General features: G+C 50.6%; 18 protein-coding genes and 1 riboswitch. Of the genes, 11 read left to right on the top strand and 7 right to left on the bottom strand.

The genetic code is table 11. The annotated features are described in order from the left end of the window. Positions 1 to 19 precede the first annotated feature (19 nt). The 3 genes from gyrB to R2X38_RS22595 all read left to right on the top strand — a co-directional run bounded on the left by gyrB (position 20) and on the right by R2X38_RS22595 (position 3,812). Positions 20 to 2,434, top strand: coding sequence for a DNA topoisomerase (ATP-hydrolyzing) subunit B (gene gyrB, locus R2X38_RS22605; RefSeq protein WP_317524625.1), 2,415 nt, complete (start codon positions 20 to 22; stop codon positions 2,432 to 2,434). Between the two features lie 548 nt (positions 2,435 to 2,982). Then, positions 2,983 to 3,423 carry a small heat shock chaperone IbpA gene (ibpA, locus tag R2X38_RS22600; RefSeq protein WP_317524624.1) on the top strand — a complete coding sequence of 147 codons (441 nt, stop codon included), beginning with the start codon at positions 2,983 to 2,985 and terminating at the stop codon, positions 3,421 to 3,423. A 191-nt stretch (positions 3,424 to 3,614) separates the two neighbouring features. After that, the gene (locus tag R2X38_RS22595) at positions 3,615 to 3,812 is read left to right on the top strand and encodes a hypothetical protein (RefSeq protein WP_317524623.1); all 198 of its coding nucleotides are present in this window, start codon (positions 3,615 to 3,617) and stop codon (positions 3,810 to 3,812) included. Between the two features lie 264 nt (positions 3,813 to 4,076). Here the strand turns inward: R2X38_RS22595 and R2X38_RS22590 are convergent, their stop codons facing one another. From R2X38_RS22590 to glyQ, 3 genes are all read right to left on the bottom strand, one after another. After that, the gene (locus R2X38_RS22590) at positions 4,077 to 5,327 is read right to left on the bottom strand and encodes a valine--pyruvate transaminase (protein ID WP_317524622.1); all 1,251 of its coding nucleotides are present in this window, start codon (positions 5,325 to 5,327) and stop codon (positions 4,077 to 4,079) included. A gap of 391 nt (positions 5,328 to 5,718) precedes the next feature. Then, entirely contained in the window at positions 5,719 to 7,788 is a 2,070-nt protein-coding gene (gene glyS, locus R2X38_RS22585; protein ID WP_317524621.1) for a glycine--tRNA ligase subunit beta, read from the bottom strand. 8 nt (positions 7,789 to 7,796) lie between these two features. After that, positions 7,797 to 8,708, bottom strand: a complete 912-nt coding sequence (gene glyQ / locus R2X38_RS22580; protein WP_039463466.1) for a glycine--tRNA ligase subunit alpha — start codon at positions 8,706 to 8,708, stop codon at positions 7,797 to 7,799. 286 nt (positions 8,709 to 8,994) lie between these two features. Here glyQ and R2X38_RS22575 point away from each other — a divergent pair, with 286 nt between their 5' ends. The 3 genes from R2X38_RS22575 (at position 8,995) to R2X38_RS22565 (ending at position 10,967) form a co-directional block, all read left to right on the top strand. Continuing rightward, positions 8,995 to 9,684 (top strand): OmpA family protein, encoded by a 690-nt coding sequence (locus R2X38_RS22575; protein ID WP_317524619.1) that lies wholly within the window; start codon positions 8,995 to 8,997, stop codon positions 9,682 to 9,684. A 92-nt stretch (positions 9,685 to 9,776) separates the two neighbouring features. After that, positions 9,777 to 9,879: riboswitch (yybP-ykoY riboswitch) on the top strand. Between the two features lie 95 nt (positions 9,880 to 9,974). After that, positions 9,975 to 10,532, top strand: coding sequence for a TMEM165/GDT1 family protein (locus R2X38_RS22570; RefSeq protein WP_317524618.1), 558 nt, complete (start codon positions 9,975 to 9,977; stop codon positions 10,530 to 10,532). 174 nt (positions 10,533 to 10,706) lie between these two features. Next, positions 10,707 to 10,967: a hypothetical protein gene (locus R2X38_RS22565; RefSeq protein ID WP_044622218.1), complete on the top strand. Its 261-nt coding sequence runs from the start codon at positions 10,707 to 10,709 to the stop codon at positions 10,965 to 10,967. Between the two features lie 60 nt (positions 10,968 to 11,027). Here the strand turns inward: R2X38_RS22565 and tusA are convergent, their stop codons facing one another. Next, on the bottom strand, positions 11,028 to 11,276 hold the full coding sequence (gene tusA / locus R2X38_RS22560; RefSeq protein WP_317524616.1) for a sulfurtransferase TusA: 249 nt from the start codon (positions 11,274 to 11,276) through the stop codon (positions 11,028 to 11,030). A 139-nt stretch (positions 11,277 to 11,415) separates the two neighbouring features. On the opposite strand from tusA, the gene R2X38_RS22555 reads away from it, so the two are divergent. Continuing rightward, a complete protein-coding gene (locus R2X38_RS22555; RefSeq protein ID WP_044622220.1) occupies positions 11,416 to 11,598 on the top strand; it encodes a hypothetical protein in 183 nt (60 codons plus the stop codon). A 146-nt stretch (positions 11,599 to 11,744) separates the two neighbouring features. Then, the gene (locus R2X38_RS22550) at positions 11,745 to 12,686 is read left to right on the top strand and encodes a LysR family transcriptional regulator (RefSeq protein WP_317524614.1); all 942 of its coding nucleotides are present in this window, start codon (positions 11,745 to 11,747) and stop codon (positions 12,684 to 12,686) included. 53 nt (positions 12,687 to 12,739) lie between these two features. Here R2X38_RS22550 and R2X38_RS22545 read toward each other — a convergent pair whose 3' ends face one another. From R2X38_RS22545 to fadB, 3 genes are all read right to left on the bottom strand, one after another. Continuing rightward, positions 12,740 to 13,720 carry an MDR family oxidoreductase gene (locus tag R2X38_RS22545; protein ID WP_317524612.1) on the bottom strand — a complete coding sequence of 327 codons (981 nt, stop codon included), beginning with the start codon at positions 13,718 to 13,720 and terminating at the stop codon, positions 12,740 to 12,742. Between the two features lie 162 nt (positions 13,721 to 13,882). Continuing rightward, on the bottom strand, positions 13,883 to 15,049 hold the full coding sequence (gene fadA / locus R2X38_RS22540; RefSeq protein WP_317524611.1) for an acetyl-CoA C-acyltransferase FadA: 1,167 nt from the start codon (positions 15,047 to 15,049) through the stop codon (positions 13,883 to 13,885). A 27-nt stretch (positions 15,050 to 15,076) separates the two neighbouring features. After that, positions 15,077 to 17,239: a fatty acid oxidation complex subunit alpha FadB gene (gene fadB / locus R2X38_RS22535; RefSeq protein ID WP_317524610.1), complete on the bottom strand. Its 2,163-nt coding sequence runs from the start codon at positions 17,237 to 17,239 to the stop codon at positions 15,077 to 15,079. A 442-nt stretch (positions 17,240 to 17,681) separates the two neighbouring features. Here fadB and R2X38_RS22530 point away from each other — a divergent pair, with 442 nt between their 5' ends. The 3 genes from R2X38_RS22530 to hemG are packed head-to-tail and all read left to right on the top strand — an operon-like array spanning position 17,682 to position 20,350. Beyond that, entirely contained in the window at positions 17,682 to 18,305 is a 624-nt protein-coding gene (locus R2X38_RS22530) for a YigZ family protein (protein ID WP_317524609.1), read from the top strand. Positions 18,306 to 18,348: 43 nt separating this feature from the next. Then, positions 18,349 to 19,806 carry a TrkH family potassium uptake protein gene (locus tag R2X38_RS22525; protein WP_317524608.1) on the top strand — a complete coding sequence of 486 codons (1,458 nt, stop codon included), beginning with the start codon at positions 18,349 to 18,351 and terminating at the stop codon, positions 19,804 to 19,806. Positions 19,807 to 19,825: 19 nt separating this feature from the next. Further along, positions 19,826 to 20,350, top strand: coding sequence for a menaquinone-dependent protoporphyrinogen IX dehydrogenase (gene hemG / locus R2X38_RS22520; RefSeq protein ID WP_317524606.1), 525 nt, complete (start codon positions 19,826 to 19,828; stop codon positions 20,348 to 20,350). The last annotated feature ends 181 nt before the right edge of the window (positions 20,351 to 20,531 follow it).

The raw sequence follows: 20,531 nt of genomic DNA, 5'->3' as shown, positions 1-20,531 counted from the left end.
TTTAAGCGAGAGTAACTCAATGTCCAACAACTACGATTCATCAAGTATCAAGGTACTTAAGGGCCTTGATGCGGTACGTAAGCGCCCAGGGATGTATATTGGCGATACCGATGACGGTACAGGCTTGCACCACATGGTATTTGAGGTAGTCGATAACTCTATCGACGAAGCTCTTGCTGGCCACTGTGAAGATATCATCGTCACTATCCACGAAGATGGCTCTGTGTCTGTGAGTGATGATGGTCGTGGTATTCCGACTGAAATGCACCCTGAAGAAGGCGTGTCGGCAGCGGAAGTTATCATGACGGTACTGCACGCTGGCGGTAAGTTCGATGATAACTCGTACAAGGTATCCGGTGGTCTGCACGGGGTAGGTGTTTCTGTTGTTAATGCCCTGTCTGAAAAAGTCGAGCTGACTATCCACCGCGGCGGCTCTGTCCACCAGCAGATTTACCACCATGGTGAGCCTCAGGCGCCACTGGGTATTATTGGTGAAACCGAGAAAACCGGTACCCGTATCCGCTTCTGGCCGAGCGCTGAAACCTTCAGCAACATTGAATTCCAATATGAAATCCTGGCTAAGCGCCTACGCGAACTGTCGTTCTTGAACTCCGGTGTGTCGATCAAGCTGATTGACGAGCGTGAGGAAGACAAGCAGGACCACTTCATGTACGAAGGTGGTATCCGCGCATTCGTTGAGCACCTTAACCGCAACAAGACGCCAATCCACCCGAAAGTTTTCCACTTTGAGTTTACCCGCGAAGACGGTATTGGTGTGGAAGTGGCAATGCAGTGGAACGATGGTTTCCAGGAAAACATCTACTGTTTCACCAATAACATTCCGCAGCGTGATGGTGGTACCCACCTTGCAGGCTTCCGTGGTGCATTGACCCGTACGCTGAATAACTTCATGGACAAAGAAGGTTATTCGAAGAAGGCCAAAACGGCGACATCAGGTGATGATGCCCGTGAAGGTCTAACGGCAGTAGTATCGGTGAAAGTGCCGGATCCTAAGTTCTCAAGCCAGACCAAAGACAAGCTGGTATCGAGTGAAGTGAAGCCGGCGGTTGAATCGACCATGGGTGAGAAGCTGAGCGAGTTCCTGTTGGAAAACCCAGCTGACGCTAAAACGGTATGTACTAAGATCATCGATGCATCACGTGCCCGTGAAGCGGCCCGTAAAGCCCGTGAAATGACCCGCCGTAAAGGTGCGCTTGACCTGGCTGGCCTGCCGGGCAAACTGGCGGACTGCCAGGAAAAAGACCCTGCGCTTTCTGAACTCTACATTGTGGAGGGTGACTCTGCGGGCGGTAGTGCCAAGCAGGGTCGTAACCGTAAAAACCAGGCTATCCTGCCGCTGAAAGGTAAGATCCTGAACGTAGAGAAAGCCCGCTTTGACAAGATGCTGTCTTCACAGGAAGTTGCAACGCTTATCACTGCTATGGGCTGTGGTATCGGCCGTGACGAGTACAACCCGGATAAACTGCGTTACCACAACATCATTATCATGACCGATGCCGATGTCGATGGTTCCCACATCCGTACGCTGCTGCTGACGTTCTTCTATCGTCAAATGCCAGAGCTTATCGAGCGTGGCCATATCTACATTGCCCAGCCACCGCTTTACAAAGTGAAGAAGGGCAAACAGGAGCAGTACATCCAGGATGACGAGGACATGGGTCAGTACCAGGTTGCCTTGGCACTGGACAACGCTGCGCTGTTTACAGCTGAAGGCGCGCCTGCTATTTCCGGTGAAGCGCTAGAGTCTCTGGTTAAGCAGTTCAACGGCGCGAACAAGCTGATTGAACGTATGAGCCGTCGTTACCCGACCTTGATGCTGAACGAGTTTACTTACCAGCCTCGCTTGTCGGCAGAGATGCTAAATAGCGAAAGTGATGTTGAAGCTTGGACCAAGGCACTGGTTGCCGCGTTGAACGCCAAGCAATCTGGCGAGAGCCAGTACACCTTTGCCGTTGTTCGTGATGAAGAGCTGGGCTTGTGGTTGCCGAAAGTGACCGTTCGTACCCACGGTGTGGAGCATGAGTACCTGCTAAGTGCTGATCTGCTTAACTCGAAAGAGTACGGCAAGCTGGCATCATTGTCAGAAGCGTTGTTCGAGCTGCTCGAGGAGTCTGCCTACGTACAGCGTGGCGAGCGCAAGCAGCCGGTAAGCAGCTTCAAGGAAGCCTTGGAGTGGCTGATCAAAGAATCCCGTCGCGGCCTGTCGCTACAGCGATACAAAGGTCTAGGAGAGATGAACCCTGAGCAGCTTTGGGAAACCACCATGGATCCTGAAACACGTCGTATGATGCAGGTAACGATCAACGATGCAGTGGCTGCGGACGAGTTGTTCACTACACTGATGGGCGATCACGTAGAACCGCGTCGTAACTTCATCGAGGCGAACGCCCTGAATGCGAACCTGGACGTGTAATTAAACGCGCACTGCTCTCCAGTTTCAAAACTCTCTAGTTGTAAAGCGCCGCACTCAGTGCGGCGTTTTTTTATCTCTGCTAGTTAGGGTAATGATGGCCCGGAGTCACAAAAGCAGGGGAGGCGAGTTATTCCCTTGGCAAAACCGCTCGCGCCATTATTCGGCTTTTCATTATTCAGGGCATCTCTTCCTTTTAATCGGAACCCAATTTACCTAGCACAGATCTTACCTAGAGCTCATCACTCCAAAATCCACATCCACATGAACAGATAACTTCGAGCTGCTGGTTAAAAGAGTCACCTTCTAAGAAATGGCTAGTGCTGTTTATGCTCGCTAAACGATCAGTGTGGTGCTGGTGGCTGTACGGAATTAAGGTGTATGGTAAAAATTTTTTCTATCGGGGTTGGAATTATATTGCGCTGACCCTATATCTATTTATGAAGAGCAAGGTGCCAAAGATTGGGCCTGCGACCGGCTTGTCCGCAGAAGGAAAGCCACTTCGACAATTCAATCGTTTAATATATTGCTTCATAAGAAGGATAAAGTTTATGCGTAACCTAGATTTCACTCCTCTATACCGCTCTGCTATCGGCTTCGATCGTCTTTTCAACCAAATGGAAAAATCGGCAACCAACGCTAACGCTGGTTACCCGCCATATAACATCGAACAGCAAGATGAAAACCACTACCGTATTACTATGGCAGTGGCAGGCTTTGCCGATGAGCAACTGGATATCACCCAGCAGCAAAACAAACTGATTGTTCGTGGTACCCGCGAAGCTAGCGGTGAGGCTGAACGCCAGTATCTGTACCAAGGCATTGCCGAGCGTGATTTTGAGCGTAAATTCCAGCTGGCTGATTACGTTAAAGTTGTCGGTGCCGAGATGGAAAATGGCCTGCTGCATATTGATCTTGAACGCGAGATCCCTGAAGAGCAGAAACCGCGCAAGATCGCGATCAACGGTCGTCGTTTGCTTGAAAGCGAGTAATTCCAAACAGGAGCATTTCTCCCGTTAGAGGTGTGAAAGGTCAGCCAGCGTGCTGGCCTTTTTTATTTTCCTACTTTTCCTTTGTCTTTGCTTTCGTCGCTGTCTCATCATGTTCATCCAAAGCAACAGGTATATCAGCGAGATCTGTTCAAAGCCACCTCTTTGTTTTTGGGCACTTACCGATTTGTAAGATGGCTTGCTTCAAAGTCATTAATGCATCTTTCATTCTGAAGTACGTTAAGTTGTTCGTGTGTGGTGATGAGGGTGGTGATGAGGGTGGTGATGAGGGTGGTGTGGTATCCGTTTGTATCTCAGTGCGCTGCAGCTCTGTTTCACGTGAAACCTTGGCCAAGAAAATGTGCCACCTAGTAAAGGTGAAAGTGACCTAGCGAGAGTAAACCGTATATCACCAAGCTAAGTTGATACTGTTTAGAAGGAAACATAAAACCGGCCTAAGAGGCGATCTTTAAAGCTTCTATATGAGTGAAATAGTAAAAGCAAAGATAGTTGCGTATTGGTATAGATTGCTTTCGGAAAGATTGGTTGTGGAATTAGTGGTGGTGGAGTAATTAGCTTCGCATTGGCTGGTAGCGAAAATAAACAGGCTACCCGAGGTAGCCTGTGTATGTTGCTTAGTCTTATGCCCGTGTGGTTTAGCGTTCTTGGTAGGCCTTTTCCACTTCCTCGGCAATGATTGCGATGCCTTTGCGCATCACCTCATCTTCCTGAACGTAGTTCATCCGCAAACACTCGTGGCCATGCTGCCAGTCTTCATCCAGGCCTATGAAGAAATACTCACCAGGTACAATGAGTACACCACGGGCTTTCAATCGGCGGTAAAGCTCCATGGTGCTGATTGGCAAATCCTTGAACCATAGCCATAGGAACATCGCGCCTTCAGGCTTATGGATCCTAAAACGCGGATCAGTAATAGCCTGTTGCAGCATCTCAACTGCATGCTTGGACTTGCGCAGGTAGAAAGGCTTGATGACATCTTCGCTCAAACGCATGAGGTCATTTTGCTCAATCATCTTATAACCGATGGCAGGGCCGACACTGCCCGGTGCCAGGCTGAGTACGCCGTTCATGTTGGCGATGGCGGTGGCGATTTCTTCGCTGGCAACCACAATACCGCAGCGCACGCCGGGCAGGCCAAGTTTCGACAAGCTCATGCACAAGATAGTGTTGTCGTTCCAGAATGGGGTAACATCTTCAAAGATAATATCCGGGAACGGCATGCCGTAGGCATTGTCGATGATGAGCGGGATATTGTGTTCGCGAGCCAGCTGATCAAGGTGGTGAATTTCCTCGTCAGTTAGAACATTGCCTGTTGGGTTGGTAGGGCGCGATGCACAAATGGCGCCAATACTGTCATCTACGACGAGGTGGTTGAAGTCGATATGGTATTTGAATAGGCCATTGTCGAGCAGGCTGATCTCCGGTTTGTAGGAGATAAACATATCTTCACTCAAACCTGAGTCACCATAGCCAATATATTCAGGTGCCAGTGGCAACAAGATTCTTTTCTTCTTGCCGTTCTCGAATTTCCCTGCCAGCAAGTTGAACAGGTTGAAGAAAGCACTCTGGCTGCCGTTGGTCAGGGCTATATTATTGGCACTGATGTCCCAGCCATAGCGTGATTTGAGGAGCTGGGCGAGGGCATTGATAAAAACATTCTTGCCCTGGGGGCCATCGTAATTGGTCAGTGCCTGGGTGAGCTCACCGGTGGCTGCCATCTGGCTGCAGAGCTGATTGAAGTACTCTACCATTTCAGGGATCTGGGCAGGGTTACCGCCGCCGAGCATGATGGCATCGGGGTTACGTAATCCATCGTTCAAATCATCCATCAACTGGGTGATACCTGAGTAGCGGGCGAACTTGTCACCAAATGTAGAAAACTCCATCTTTACTTCTGACCTCGGGGCGTTGTGTTTATCTTATTCGATATGGTTATGGTTTATGTTGTGCTGTTCGTCAACATACCTTAACGAAGCGCTTTATTAAACCCTTTGTAACACCGGATCTCCATCCCACTCTTTTACGTATATTTTCACGAGGCAATCAGCTGGTATATATAGTCTAGCGGTACCTGTTCGCAGGGTAAGCTATCTATTGTTTCACATGAAACCGTGATGACCTGGAGTGCCGTTTATATCTGTGTGTTCCACGTGAAACAGCTAAAGCGAATTGGCGCGGGGGAAATAGATTTGATAACAGTTCGGGGAAAACCTAAGGGCACATATAAAAAAGCCCCGGTATAACCGGGGCTGTAATATCGTTGTTGCTCTTTCGCGATTACTTTTGCAGTAGCGAAATATCAGCCACTTTTAGGAACTCGTTACGCAGCTGGTTCAGCATGGTAAGACGGTTCACTTTTAGTTTCTCGTCATCAGCCATAACCATTACGTTATCGAAGAACGCATCGACTGGCTCACGAAGGTTTGCTAGCTCAGACAGAGCCTGCTGGTAATCACCTTCGGCGAAGACAGGGGCAAGCTGATCAAGAGTTGATGCGATATCAGTCGCCAATGCTTTCTCTGCATCTTCAACCAATAGGCTGCTATCAACATCTGCAGCTAGCTCACCGTCGAATTTCGCCAGGATGTTACCTACACGCTTATTCGCGGCTGCTAGTGATTCAGCTGCGTCTAGAGAGCGGAAGTGCGTTACCGCTTTAACACGCTTGTCAAAATCAGCTGGCTGGGTAGGGCGAAGTGCCAGTACTGCCTGGATAACGTCAACGCTGTGGCCTTCGTCTTGGTACCAAGCGCGGAAGCGGCCTAGCATGAAGTCGATCACTTCGTCTGCCACATTGGCGTTCGTCAGCTTGTCGCCGAACAGTGATTGCGCTTTGGCAATCAGGTCAACCAAGTCTAGGTTGTAGCCTTTCTCGACGATGATACGCAGAACACCAAGAGCGGCACGGCGCAGGGCAAATGGATCAGAACCTTTTGGTGCCTGGCCAATGCCGAAGATACCTACTAGCGTATCTAGCTTGTCTGCCATTGCAACTGACGCTGACACGCCTGTGCTTGGTAGTTCGTCGCCGGCAAAACGTGGCATGTATTGCTCGTTTAGCGCCAGGGCTACTTCTTCTGCTTCACCGTCATGGCGAGCGTAGTGCATGCCCATCACACCTTGGGTATCGGTAAATTCGAATACCATGGAGGTCATCAGGTCACACTTGGCCAGTAGGCCTGCGCGCTTAGCGTTAGCCACATCAGCGTCGATCTTCTCGGCAATGTAACCGGCCAGCTCAGTAATACGGTCAGTCTTGTCTTTGATCGTACCTAGCTGCTTCTGGAAGATAGCCGTTTCTAGTTCAGGCAGGCGATCGATCAGCGGACGCTTACGGTCGGTGTTGAAGAAGAACTCTGCATCGGCAAGGCGAGGGCGGACAACCTTCTCGTTACCTTCGATGATTTGCTGAGGATCTTTCGAAATGATGTTGGTTACGAAGATGAACTTAGGCACTAGGTTGCCTTCTGCATCGTAAACCGGGAAGTATTTCTGGTCACCTTTCATGGTGTAAACCAGCGCTTCAGACGGTACGTTCAGGAAGTCTTCTTCGAAAGATGCAGTCAGTACGACAGGCCATTCAACCAGAGACGTCACTTCTTCCACTAGCTCATCTTCAAGGTCGGCTATACCACCAACTGCTTCAGCAGCTTTCTGGGCGTCAGCCAAGATGATGGCTTTACGTGCTTCGTAATCAGCCATTACCTTGCCGCGCTCTTCCAGGATCGCTGGATACTGATCGGCATTGTCGATAGTAAACTCAGCTTCACCCATGAAGCGGTGGCCACGGATTGTGCATGCAGATTCCACACCTAGGATAGTACCCGGGATCAGCTTGTCACCCAGAAGCATGGTCAGGGTTTTCACCGGACGGATAAACTGAGTGTCTGTGTCACCCCAGCGCATTGGCTTAGGAATTGGCAGTTTAGCAAGCGCATTGGCAGCCATATCGCATAGCAGTGCATCAGCCGCTTGGCCTTTGACTTCTTGCTTGAACAGTAGCCATTCGCCTTTGTCGGTAACCAGGCGGTCAGCTTGTTCAACGGTGATGCCATTACCACGTGCCCAGCCTTGAGCCGCTTTGGTTGGGTTACCGTCTGCATCGAATGCCACAGAAATCGCCGGGCCGCGCTTTTCTACCACCTTGTCAGGCTGGTTTTCAGCAAGGCCAGCAACCTTAAGTGCCAGGCGGCGAGGAGAAGCAAACCACTTCACACCCTGGTGTGGTAGGTCTGCTGCTTTCAACTCAGCTTCGAAGTTCGCTGCAAAGGCTTCTGCCAGTGTGCGCAGTGCCGTTGGCGGTAGCTCTTCGGTACCAAGTTCAATAAGGAAATTGTGTTCAGCCATGGTGATCCTTACTTGTCTTTTTTGCACATTGGGAAGCCAAGAGCTTCACGGGAAGCGTAGTAGGCTTCAGCCACTTGCTTGGTTAGGTTACGGATGCGCAGGATGTAGCGCTGACGCTCTGTAACAGAAACGGCTTTGCGTGCATCAAGAAGGTTGAATGCATGGCCTGCTTTTAGAATACGTTCGTAAGCAGGTAGAGGAAGTGGTTTCTCTAGTGCTAGTAGCTCCTGACATTCCTTTTCGCACTGGTCGAAGAATGTGAATAGGAAATCAACGTCTGCGTATTCGAAGTTGTAAGTTGACTGTTCAACTTCGTTTTGGTGGAAGATATCACCGTATGTCACTTTGCCTAGCGGACCGTCTGTCCATACTAGGTCGTATACGGAATCAACACCCTGGATGTACATCGCCAGACGTTCGATACCGTATGTGATTTCACCGGTTACTGGCTTACATTCAAGACCACCAACCTGCTGGAAATAAGTGAACTGAGTCACTTCCATACCGTTTAGCCATACTTCCCAGCCTAGACCCCAGGCACCCAAGGTTGGGTTTTCCCAGTTATCTTCTACGAAGCGGATGTCGTGGACTTGGGTGTCGATGCCAAGAGCTTCCAGCGAGCCTAGGTATAGCTCCTGAATATTGTCCGGTGATGGCTTGATGATCACCTGGAACTGGTAGTAGTGCTGAAGGCGGTTCGGGTTCTCGCCGTAGCGGCCGTCGGTAGGACGGCGTGATGGTTGCACATACGCTGCTGCAATAGGTTCTGGACCCAGAGCACGAAGACATGTCATCGGGTGAGAGGTACCTGCACCTACTTCCATGTCCAGAGGTTGCACAATAGTACAACCCTGTTGGCCCCAGTAATCCTGCAGCGCGAGGATCATGCCCTGAAAGGTTTTAATATCGTATTTCTGCATTGTCAGCTTCGCGTGATTAATGGATTGAGAGATTTTTAGTAACTATCCAGTATACCTTGCCAACACCTGCGCTAGTAGGGGGAGTGCATGTTTTTTGGTCATCTTTGATTAATTTGCTTAAATTAATGTGCCTCGCTTGTCATGGTATGGAGTTTTTTGACATTGTTCTGATATCAGCTTATGACGGGCAGATACAATACGGCCGCCAATGAACAGCTTTGGCTTGCCAAAGACGCTGCACACAATGACATCGGCCCTGAGCCGAGAAATAAGAAAGGTAAACAATATGGATTTGACTAATCGCGCTAAATCTAGCAAATGGATTCGTAACCTGGTGTTTGCTACGGCAACGGCTGTGGTTGCGACAGGTTGTTCAACAACCAACCCTTACACAGGTGAAGACCAAACGGCGAAAGCGACCAGTGGCTCTATCATCGGTGCGGTGGCGGGTGCTGCTATCGGTGCTGCGTCTTCGAGCAAGAGTGACCGTGGTAAGGGTGCACTGATTGGTGCGGCTTCTGGTGCTGCTCTGGGTGGCGGTATCGGCTACTACATGGATGTGCAGGAAGCTGAGCTGCGCAAGCAATTGCAATCGACCGGGATCAGCGTAACCCGTGACGGTGACAATATTATCCTCAACATGCCTAACACCATTACTTTCGCTGTGGACGACACGGCGTTGAGCGGCCAGGCTAAAAATGCTCTTAGCAGTGTGGCCTTGGTGGCCAAAGAATACGATGAGACCATGCTGAATGTTTACGGTTTTACCGATAGCACTGGTGCGGCGTCTTATAACCTGCGCCTATCCCAGGTTCGTGCCAGCGAAGTGAGCAACGAGCTGATGCGCGGTGGTGTGGCTAGCAACCGTATCGTGACCAAAGGCATGGGTGAGTCACACCCGATTGCTTCGAACGATAACGAGCAGGGTCGTGCCCAGAACCGCCGTGTAGAAATCGTGCTTTCTCCACAAGGTTAATTTCACCCAAAAAACCTTGATTGGATAAAAGGGCCTCAAGCAGGCCCTTTTTTGTGCCTTGCGATCCGTGTTGCTGCTGTGTAGAATTGCCGCACCTTTGGGGAGTAGCCTCTTGTCCTGGCAAGACAAGCGTCAACATAATTGAAGCAAAATCTTCATGGCGTTTGTGACTCACGTTTATCCTACTAGTGAGTTTGGCGAGACCATCGGTAAACCAGCATGAACCGGGGTGGGGCATGTGCGTTTACCTGTGGTTTTTTTATCGTATTCCTCGCCCCAAAGAGCATGTCGTGAGTGTTTTAGCTATCTCTATTACGTCGGTTGCCTTGGCAGAAATTGGCGATAAAACCCAGTTGCTGTCCCTGTTGCTTGCTAGCCGCTACCGCAAACCTATTCCTATCATCCTGGCGATCTTCTTCGCTACGATTGCCAACCACGCATTGGCAGCCTGGTTGGGTGTGGTTGTTGCCGACTACCTAACACCTGAAGTGCTTAAGTGGGTGTTGGTGGTGAGCTTTGTCGCGATGGCGGGTTGGATACTTATCCCCGATAAGCTTGATGATGACGAACAGATCTCCAACCGTGGGCCGTTTGTCGCCAGCTTCATTGCTTTCTTCATTGCCGAAATCGGTGACAAGACCCAAGTGGCGACCACTATGCTGGGTGCGAAATACAGTGATGCGCTAGTGTGGGTGGTATTGGGTACCACTATTGGTATGTTGCTGGCCAATGTGCCAGTGGTCTTGATTGGTAAGTTGTCAGCCGAGCGTATGCCGTTGAGTTTGATCCGTAAAATCACTGCGGCGCTGTTCTTTGGCCTGGCTCTTGCCGCCGCGTTTGGCATGTAATCTCCGCTAGCTGTGTTCCACGTGGAACACGGCTATTAGAGCCTTGCTCACAAGCCATTATGACACTGTGATAACAACCACTTAAATTGTGAGCATGGCAGCAGTGCCGGGAAGGTTGGCGTGATATGTTGGTACCAGTACCTTAGGACGGTTACCGCTGTATAGGAGGGGGTTATGAACCGTTTTCTTGCAATATCGCCCCAGAGCCAATTCTGGTTATTCAACTTTGCGTTGGCGCTGAATATTCTCGGTATGGTGCTGACGGACATGTGGCTGCCGATGGTGGTCGGTGCCATTGTGACGACGTACCTATCGGTTGATGCCTTGGTTCGCTTGCGTTATGTCCTGCCGATGAAGAAGGAAATCCGCGACCTGCGCCACGAACTCGATAAAGCCAACCGCCAATTGCGGGATTCGTACCGTAACGAGGATTAGCCGTTAGCTGGTAACAAGACAGTAAAAAGGCAGCTCAATGAGCTGCCTTTTTTTGATCGTTTAGTTAGTGCCTTTTTTTATCAAGTAACGGTAAGGCAGGCTGTCGGTTTCTGCCGCAACCAAGGTGTGATCCATGAAACGGCAAAAGCTTGGAATATCCCTAGTAGTTGAAGGGTCATCGGCAGTGACGAGCAGGGTATCGCCTTCGGCCATTTTCCTTACGGTTTTACGCACCATCATCACAGGCTCAGGGCAGCGGAGTCCTTCAGCTTCCAAACTGTGGGTGGGGTTGTCAAAAATAGCGGTCATAGCATCTACATCTTCTGTTGAAGATTGTGATCATACTTATGGGCAAGAATTAATCAATAAGGGTTGGCAAATCAAAATAAAACGTGTAACGTATTTAACAAGTCATTAACGTTTATCTTCTGAAGGATTAGGAGGAACTATGTTGACTCAGATGGATCGCCTGACAATTTATAGCGTACTGTGCTTCATTACGTTTTGCTCTTTGATGCTACGTTCACCGAATGAGACCAGTTTTATCGCGCTGGGTGGCCTAATTGCCGCCGCGCTAGGACTTTGGCTCGAGCTCACCAATTCTCCCGAGCTCGAGGAAGAAGAAAGCTAACATTGCACATCTACTACACTCCCCCAGTTTTCTTGGGCTTCCCCGCTTTTATAGCGGGATTTTTTTTATCTGGACGATAAAATAATACCAAACTAAGTAATATGTTGTTTGGTATTACTCCCAATATCTTGCCAAGGTAGCTCGAAGTGGAACTAGAAGACATCTATCGCCGTGATTTGAATTTGCTGGTGGCATTGCGGGTACTGATTGAAGAGAGCAGTGTCAGCAAGGCTGCCACGCGCCTGAACCTGAGCCAGTCGGCGATGAGCAGGGTGCTGGGTAGGCTGCGCGACTTGCTTGGCGATCCGCTTTTTACCCGCCAGGGCCAGCATTTGATCCCCACTGAAAAGGCGTTGGAGTTTGATCGGGCATTGGGTGAACCATTGGAATCCCTGCGCCAGTTGCTGTCACCGGTTGAGTTTGATCCGCGCCGCTGCGATCAGACCTTTGCCATCGCGACCACAGACTACGCGATGCAGACGATTTTGCCGTTTGCCCTGCCGCGAATTTACCAAGAGGCACCGGAGGTCTCGTTTGAGTTCCTGCCGTTGCAGCATGACAGGCTAGCCGACCAGCTGACTTATGAAGGGGCGGATTTGGCGATCTGCCGTCCGATCGGCCCTGTTGAGCCGCTGCGCAGTGAGATTTTGGGGCGCGTCGGCGTGTTATGCCTGCTATCAAAGCATCATCCGCTGGCTGATAAAGAAATGAGCCTGGCAGACTACCTTGCCCATCCCCATGCGATGATTGCGATCAGTGATGGGGTAAAAGCGCTGATTGAGCAAGCGTTGGTTGGCCAGCCGAAACGGAAAATGGTTTTACGGGCTTACCACCTTGAAGCGGCACTGGCGATTGTCGATACCATGCCACTCATCATTACTGTGCCGGCGGATTTGGCTTACCTGGTAGCTGAGCGCTACGACTTGGTGGTTAAACCGCTACCGTTTGCCTTTATGCCATTTGATTATTCGATGATCTGGCATCCGCGCTGCGAACATTCGCCAGCCCAGGAGTGGCTGAGGGCGATTGTCAAAGAGGAGTGTAGCCGCCTGATCGCCAAGCGCATCGATGATATGGGATTGGAATAAAAAAGCCGGGATAAACCCGGCTTTAGTCATTGGAATTACGTTCGCAATTGCTGTTATAGCTTGATCACGACTCGGCCGGTTACTTGGCCGTTGGTAATATCTTCCGCGTACTTAGGCGCAGCATCTAGCTCAACCTCGGTACATGCTTGCTCATAGAAGCTCTCAGGTAGTAGCTCGACCAGTTTTTCCCAAGCCGCGATACGCTTCTCTGTAGGGCACATTACCGAGTCAACACCCTGTAGGCGCACGTTACGTAGGATGAACGGCATCACTGTTGTCGGCAAATCAAAGCCGCCAGCCAAACCACAAGCGGCAACCGCGCTGTTGTAGTCCATCTGTGCCAGTACTTTTGACAGCACTTTGCTACCTACGGTATCGACAGCACCTGCCCACACTTGCTTCTCTAGCGGGCGTGCCGGCTCTTCAAATTCACTGCGATCGATAATACGGCTGGCACCAAGCTTTTCTAGCAGTGGGCCGTTTTGCTCTACACGGCCAGTAACAGCCGCAACCTTGTAGCCAAGCTGGGCCAGCAGGGTAACTGCAACTGAGCCCACACCACCGCTGGCACCGGTTACTAGGATTTCACCCGCGTCTGGTTTGACATCGGCATCCAATAGCGCCTGTACACATAGCATGGCGGTGAAACCTGCTGTACCGACCATCATGGCTTTTTTGCTATCTAGGCCTTTAGGAAGTGGCACTAGCCAATCTGCTTTTAGGCGGGCACGCTGTGACATGCCGCCCCAGTGGTTTTCACCGACACCCCAGCCAGTGAGTACGACTTTGTCACCTTCTTGGTAGCGGGCATCTTCGGAGCTGACGACAGTACCGGCGAGGTCGATACCCGGCACCATCGGGAAGTTACGGATGATCTTGCCTTTACCTGTGATGGCCAAGCCGTCTTTGTAGTTCAGGGAAGAGTAATCAACATCAATCAGAACATCGCCTTCAGGAAGATGGCTATTGTCCAACTGTTCGATTGTCGCAATTGTTTTTTTCTCTTCTTGGTTTAGAACCAGTGCCTTAAACATAGGGATGCTCCGAATTAATACAAGCGTCTTAAGTGGTTATGAGTGTAGACCTGAAATAACTATGAATAAAATGAAAGTTAATCATTTAATCTATGTTATTACTGCATATGTGGAAAAGATCAAAAAAGCCCGCCGAAGCGGGCTCTTGGAGGAGGAAGGGGGCTACTCAACCCGCTCGAAAACGGTGGCAATACCTTGGCCTAAGCCAATACACATTGTTGCCAGACCGAATTGGACATCATGGTGCTCCATCAGGTTGATCAGGGTGGTGGAGATACGCGAACCTGAGCAGCCTAGTGGGTGACCGAGCGCAATGGCGCCGCCATTGAGGTTGACCTTTTCCTCGACCACATCCAGCAAACCGAGATCTTTGGCACAAGGGAGTGACTGGGCAGCAAAAGCTTCGTTGAGCTCCACCATACCGATATCCTCAATGGATAGACCGGCACGTTTCAATGCTTTCTGGCTGGCCGGTACCGGCCCATAACCCATGATAGAAGGATCGCAGCCGGCAATCGCCATTGCTTTGACTCGGGCACGGATAGTCAGGCCGAGCGCTTTGGCTTTGTCTTCGCTCATCACCAGCATGGCTGATGCGCCATCCGACAGGGCGGAAGACGAACCGGCAGTGACGGTACCGTTGGCCGGATCGAACACCGGGCGTAGTGCTGACAGTGACTCTGCGGTTGTTTCAGGACGAATAACCTCATCATGGCTAAGTAGGGTCAAACGACCATCGGCATCATGGCCTTCGGTCGGGTAAATCTCGTTGGCAAACCGGCCTTCGATAGTCGCGGCATGGGCACGCTGGTGGGAGCGGGCGGCAAAGGCGTCCTGCATCTCACGGTTAATGCCATGCATCCGGCCGAGCATTTCGGCAGTGAGCCCCATCATCCCCGCCGCCTTGGCAACAGATTTCGACAACCCCGGGTGGAAGTCGACACCATGGTTCATCGGCACGTGGCCCATGTGTTCGACACCGCCGATCAGGCAGGTCTCGGCATCGCCGACCATGATGGCGCGGGCAGCATCGTGTAGCGCCTGCATTGAGGAGCCGCACAAGCGGTTGACGGTTGTCGCGCCTACAGTGTGGGGGATACCGGCCAACAGCGCGGCATTTCGACCAACATTGAAGCCTTGTTCCAAGGTTTGCTGGACACAGCCCCAGTAGATATCTTCTATGCTGCTAGGATCGACCTGCGGATTACGTGCCAGCAGGCCTTTCATTAGGTGGGCTGATAAGTCTTCAGCGCGTACATGGCGGAAAGCGCCGCCTTTAGAGCGTCCCATCGGGGTACGGATACAATCAACGATTACAACGTTATTCATTTTCAATTCCTCATCCTTAAGCCATGGTTACGCGTTGCTCGGTACAGGGTAGTAACGACCATCTTGTTCTGCTTTCTCACGCAGGCCTGCCGGTACCTGGTAAACGGCACCAAGGTGGGCATAGCTATCTGCCAGCTGAACATAGTTGGCAAGGCCGAGGGTATCGAGGTAACGGAATACGCCGCCACGGAATGGAGGGAAGCCGAGGCCGTAGACCAATGCCATATCAGCTTCTGCTGGGCTGGCGATGATCCCTTCTTCGAGACAGCGCACCACTTCATTGATCATCGGGATCATCATTCTGGCAATGATCGCTTCGGCATCATATGGGGTTGCATTGCCGGTAACTGGGGCAATTAACTCGCTAACGTCAGCATCGGCGGTTTTCTTCGGCTTGCCCTTACGGTCAATGGTATAGGCGTAGAATCCTTTGCCGTTCTTCTGGCCATAGCGACCGTTTTCGAACATCACATCCACACCATCTTTGTAGTCTTTGCCCATACGCTCAGGGAAGCCTTCGGCCATCACGGCCTGAGCGTGGTGCGCAGTATCAATACCGACTACATCCAGTAGGTAGGCCGGACCCATTGGCCAACCGAATTGTTTTTCCATCACTTTGTCGATTTGCTGGAAGTCAGCCCCGTCACGCAATAGTAGGCTAAAGCCGGCAAAATAAGGGAACAGCACGCGGTTGACGAAGAATCCCGGGCAGTCATTGACCACGATTGGGGATTTGCCCATCTTGGAGGCATAGGCCACAACGCGGTTGATGGTTTCATCCGACGTATGTTCGCCACGGATGATTTCAACCAGCGGCATACGGTGAACCGGATTGAAGAAGTGCATGCCGCAGAACTTGTCTGGACGCTTGAGCGACTTGGCCAGCAGGTTGATAGGAATGGTGGAAGTATTTGAGGTGATAACCGTATCGTCACCCACCAAGCCTTCGACCTCACTGAGCACAGCGGCTTTAATTTTCGGGTTCTCTACTACAGCCTCGACGATCACATCGGCCTCTTCGGCGCCGGCATAATGCAGGCTCGGTGTGATCCCGCCGAGCACTTTGGCCATACCAAGGCCATCAATACGGCCACGCTCTAGCTGCTTGTTAAGCAGTTTGGCGGCTTCGCCCATGCCTAAATCAAGTGAGGCGTCGCTGATGTCCTTCATCAATACCGGTACCCCTTTGAGGGCAGACTGGTAGGCGATGCCACCTCCCATGATCCCGGCACCCAGCACCATGGCCTTGCTGGTGGGCTGCCCGGCCTTCGCGGCTTGCTTGGCCTGGCCTTTGATGTACTGGTCGTTGAGGAAGATCCCGACCAGAGACTGGGCGACATCGGTTTTGGCAAGGGTGACGAAGTGCTTGTTTTCAATCTTCAGTGCTTCGTCGCGCTCACAGCGTGCTGCTTCCTCGATGGTTTTGACGGCCGCCATCGGAGCCGGATAGTGAGGGCCAGCTACTTGAGCCACCATACCTTTAGCCATCGTAAAGCTCATGGTCGCTTCGATTTTATTCAAAGCCAAAGGTGCTTTTTTCTGTGCCCGGCGGGATTGCCAGTCCAGTTTGCCGGCAATAGCGTCCTTGAGCATGGCCAGTGCTGCAGTGTGCAGTTGCTCCGGTTCGACAACCCCATCGACAATACCAAGCTTGAGGGCATCGAGGGCTTTCTTGTCTTTACCGGTAGTAATGATTTCCATTGCCGAGTCGGCACCGATCAAGCGCGGCAGGCGGACGGTACCGCCAAACCCCGGCATGATACCGAGCTTGGTTTCTGGCAGGCCAATACGCGCTTTACTATCAGCCAGGCGCAGATCTGTGGCTAATATACATTCACAGCCACCGCCCAGAGCGTGGCCGTTAACCGCTGACAGGGTCGGAACCGGTAAGTCTTCCAATTTATTGAAGATGTCGTTGGCATGGGTGACCCACTGCGACAGCTCCTCAGCAGGTTTGGCAAATAGGCCAAGGAATTCGGTGATATCAGCTCCCACCACAAAGGCATCTTTGCTTGAGGTTACTAGCAGCCCCTTCAAATCACTCTGGTGGTAGAGCGCATTCAGGGCTTCATTGAAGCTTTCCAGGGTTTTGAGGTCGAACTTGTTGATTGCGCCGGGTGCATTGAGGTTAAGCTCGGCGATGCCATCATCCAGATAGCGAACGGATAGGGTTTCACCTTGGTAAATCATCTTCTATCTCCATGAGTTCCAGTCTGTGCCGGATTTGATTTAACTGGTTTGACCTGTCAGTAGGTTAAATAATAGTCTGAACCTGTTGTGCAACGATTACAATACCTATTTTAAACATTTGTTTAACTTTTTGTGTGGAATAGAAACTCATTTGATGTGAAATATTAGGTAAGTGGTGGGGTATTATCTTTATTTTCAAAAGGATGATTGGGTGTTGAGTTCGATGGATAGAAGTTGCGTCATGTTGTTTTTTTGTTGTAATGAGTGAATTGTTGATAAGAACAAGCATAATTTTATGCTTGGGACCGTTGTTGCAAATACACCGAAGAATTATTTATTGCCACAACCCCTTTTGGGTCTTGTACTGTCCTGTAGATACATCAACAACCGGTGATATGGTATCCTGAGAGATTCCATTGATTACAGAGAAATACGGCAGCATATGAGCGTCAGTGAGCCTTATTTGATCCCGGCAGACAGTGCGACTTTCGAAGAAGAAATAAAGAAAAGCCGCTTTATTACCTATCTGGCACACACACCAAATGTCGAGGCGGCCAAGGCGTTTGTCCAAAGCATTAAGGATAAACACCATGATGCCAGGCATAACTGCTGGGCGTTTGTTGCCGGACGCCCCGAGGACTCAATGAAATGGGGCTTTAGCGATGATGGTGAGCCGTCAGGTACGGCGGGCAAGCCGATCCTTGCTCAGCTGACAGGCTCTGGGGTCGGGGAGATCACCGCAGTAGTGACCCGTTACTCTGGCGGTATAAAACTCGGTACCGGTGGTTTGGTCAAAGCATATGGCGGAGGGGTCCAACAGGCCCTAACTGTGCTGCAAACCAAAGAAAAGTTAATAACTTCAGAACTGCTGATCAGCTGCGAGTATAATCAGGTATCGCTGGTGGAGTCATTGGTTGCTGAGTTTTCTGGTCAGCAGGTTGAGGCTGACTATGGTCAACGTGTCACTATGGTGGTTGAGTTGGATCGCCGTCAGGTCGAGGCATTTAGTGCGACGCTGTTCAGTCGCAGTGGCGGGCAGGTGAGTGCGGTCGACCGTTCTGAATAGTCCCGTTAACTTTTTCAAAATATAGATGAGAGCCGAATAGGCAATGCAATTTCGTTCCATTATCAGGATTGTCGGGCTTTTGCTCGCCTTGTTCAGTGTCACCATGCTGGCACCCGCCCTCGTGGCATTTATTTACCGTGACGGTGCCGGTCTACCGTTTGTTGTGACCTTCTTCCTCCTTTTTGCTGGTGGTGCATTGTTGTGGGTGCCTAATCGGCATTATCGCAAGGAACTTAAAGCGAGGGACGGCTTCCTTATTGTTGTCTTGTTCTGGACCGTAATCGGCAGTGCCGGTGCTGTCCCTTTTATACTGGCAAAAACCCCTGATCTCTCGGTGACCGACTCCTTTTTCGAATCTTTTTCTGCCCTGACAACGACCGGGGCTACCGTGATTGTCGGGTTAGACCATCTTCCCAAGGCGATTTTGTTCTATCGTCAGCTGCTGCAGTGGTTCGGCGGTATGGGGATAATCGTATTGGCCGTGGCCATCTTGCCGGTGTTAGGTATCGGTGGCATGCAGTTGTATCGTGCCGAGATCCCGGGGCCGGTTAAGGACAGCAAGATGACCCCGCGTATTGCCGAAACCGCCAAGGCGCTGTGGTACATCTATTTGGCTTTGACCATCAGCTGTGCCCTGGCTTTTTGGCTGGCGGGAATGACAGCCTTTGATGCGATTGCCCACAGCTTTTCGACGGTGGCGATCGGGGGGTTCTCTACCCATGATGCCAGCATGGGGTATTTCAACAGCCCGACGATAAACATGATCACCGTGGTGTTCCTGCTGATCTCAGCCTGTAACTTCTCATTGCACTTTGCAGCTTTTGCCAATGGCGGCATTCACCTGCGGACGTATTGGCGTGACCCTGAATTCCGGGCTTTCTTTGCTTCCCAGCTAATTTTGTTCCTAATTTGTTTTGGCATGTTGCTCAAGCACCATTCCTATAACTCGTATCATGATGCATTTGATCAGGCTCTGTTCCAAACCGTGTCGATTTCAACCACGGCAGGCTTTACCACCACAGGGTTCTCTGAATGGCCACTGTTTTTGCCAGTCTTGCTATTGTTCTCATCGTTTGTTGGCGGCTGTGCCGGTTCAACAGGTGGTGGTATCAAGGTGATCCGGATGTTCTTGCTGTTGCTGCAAGGGGTCAGGGAGCTCAAGCGATTGGTTCACCCGAGGGCGGTTTATACCATCAAAGTAGGCAATAAGGCTCTTCCGCAACGTGTTGTCGATGCGGTGTGGGGATTCTTCTCGGCGTATGCTTTAGTGTTTGTGATTTGTATGTTGGCTTTGATAGCGACTGGGCTGGATGAGCTCACCGCTTTCTCTGCTGTAGCGGCAACTTTGAATAACTTAGGCCCTGGTTTGGGGGAAGTGGCGGTACACTTTGGCGAAATCAACGATCCTGCCAAGTGGGTATTGGTTATTGCGATGCTGTTTGGCCGCTTGGAAGTCTTTACCTTGTTGGTGCTATTTACCCCTACGTTTTGGCGTAGTTAACAATTAATAAGGAAATGTCGTGGAAAAAGTCCTTTTTCTTCATTCGAGCAGTGATGGGCAAACCATCAAAATTATGCGCCATATAGAAAAGACGCTGGGTGAAGGGTATCAGTGCGAACTGGCAGACCTCAATCAGCTACCAGTCATCGCTTTTGACCAGTATGACCGCATCTTGGTTGGAGCCTCAATTCGTTATGGCCACCTTAATAAAAAGCTGTATCAATTCATCGATCAGAACCTGGCTGCGCTAGAACAACATAAAGTGGGCTTTTTCTGTGTGAACCTGACTGCTCGCAAAGAAGGTAAGAATACGCCGGAAACGAGCGTGTATATGAAAAAGTTCCTAACGAAGTCGCCATGGCAGCCTGGCTTACAGGCGGTTTTTGCTGGCGCACTACGTTATCCACGCTATAGCTGGTTTGACCGGGTTATGATCCAGTTCATTATGCGCATTACTGGTGGTGAAACAGATACCAGTAAAGAAGTCGAATATACCGATTGGCAAAAAGTAGAGGTGTTTGCAGACCACTTTAAAGCCTTTTAAGCTGGCTTTTTGATGGTTTTGGGTGTTTTTTGTTCGAACTGTCAGGTTTGGCCATTTTTTTTAAAAAAGCCCCTTGCCAACGTGATCGAACTCTCTATAATGCGACCTCACTGACACGGAGCACGGCAACTTAAGCCGCTAACCAATCAGTATTGTTCTTTAACAATTTGACCATGCAATC

The sequence above is a fragment of the Photobacterium rosenbergii genome, assembly GCF_033022775.1.
Taxonomy (GTDB): Bacteria; Pseudomonadota; Gammaproteobacteria; order Enterobacterales; family Vibrionaceae; genus Photobacterium; species Photobacterium rosenbergii_A.
Note: the sequence above shows the minus strand (reverse complement) of the source record. Positions and strands in the feature narration are given on the sequence as shown.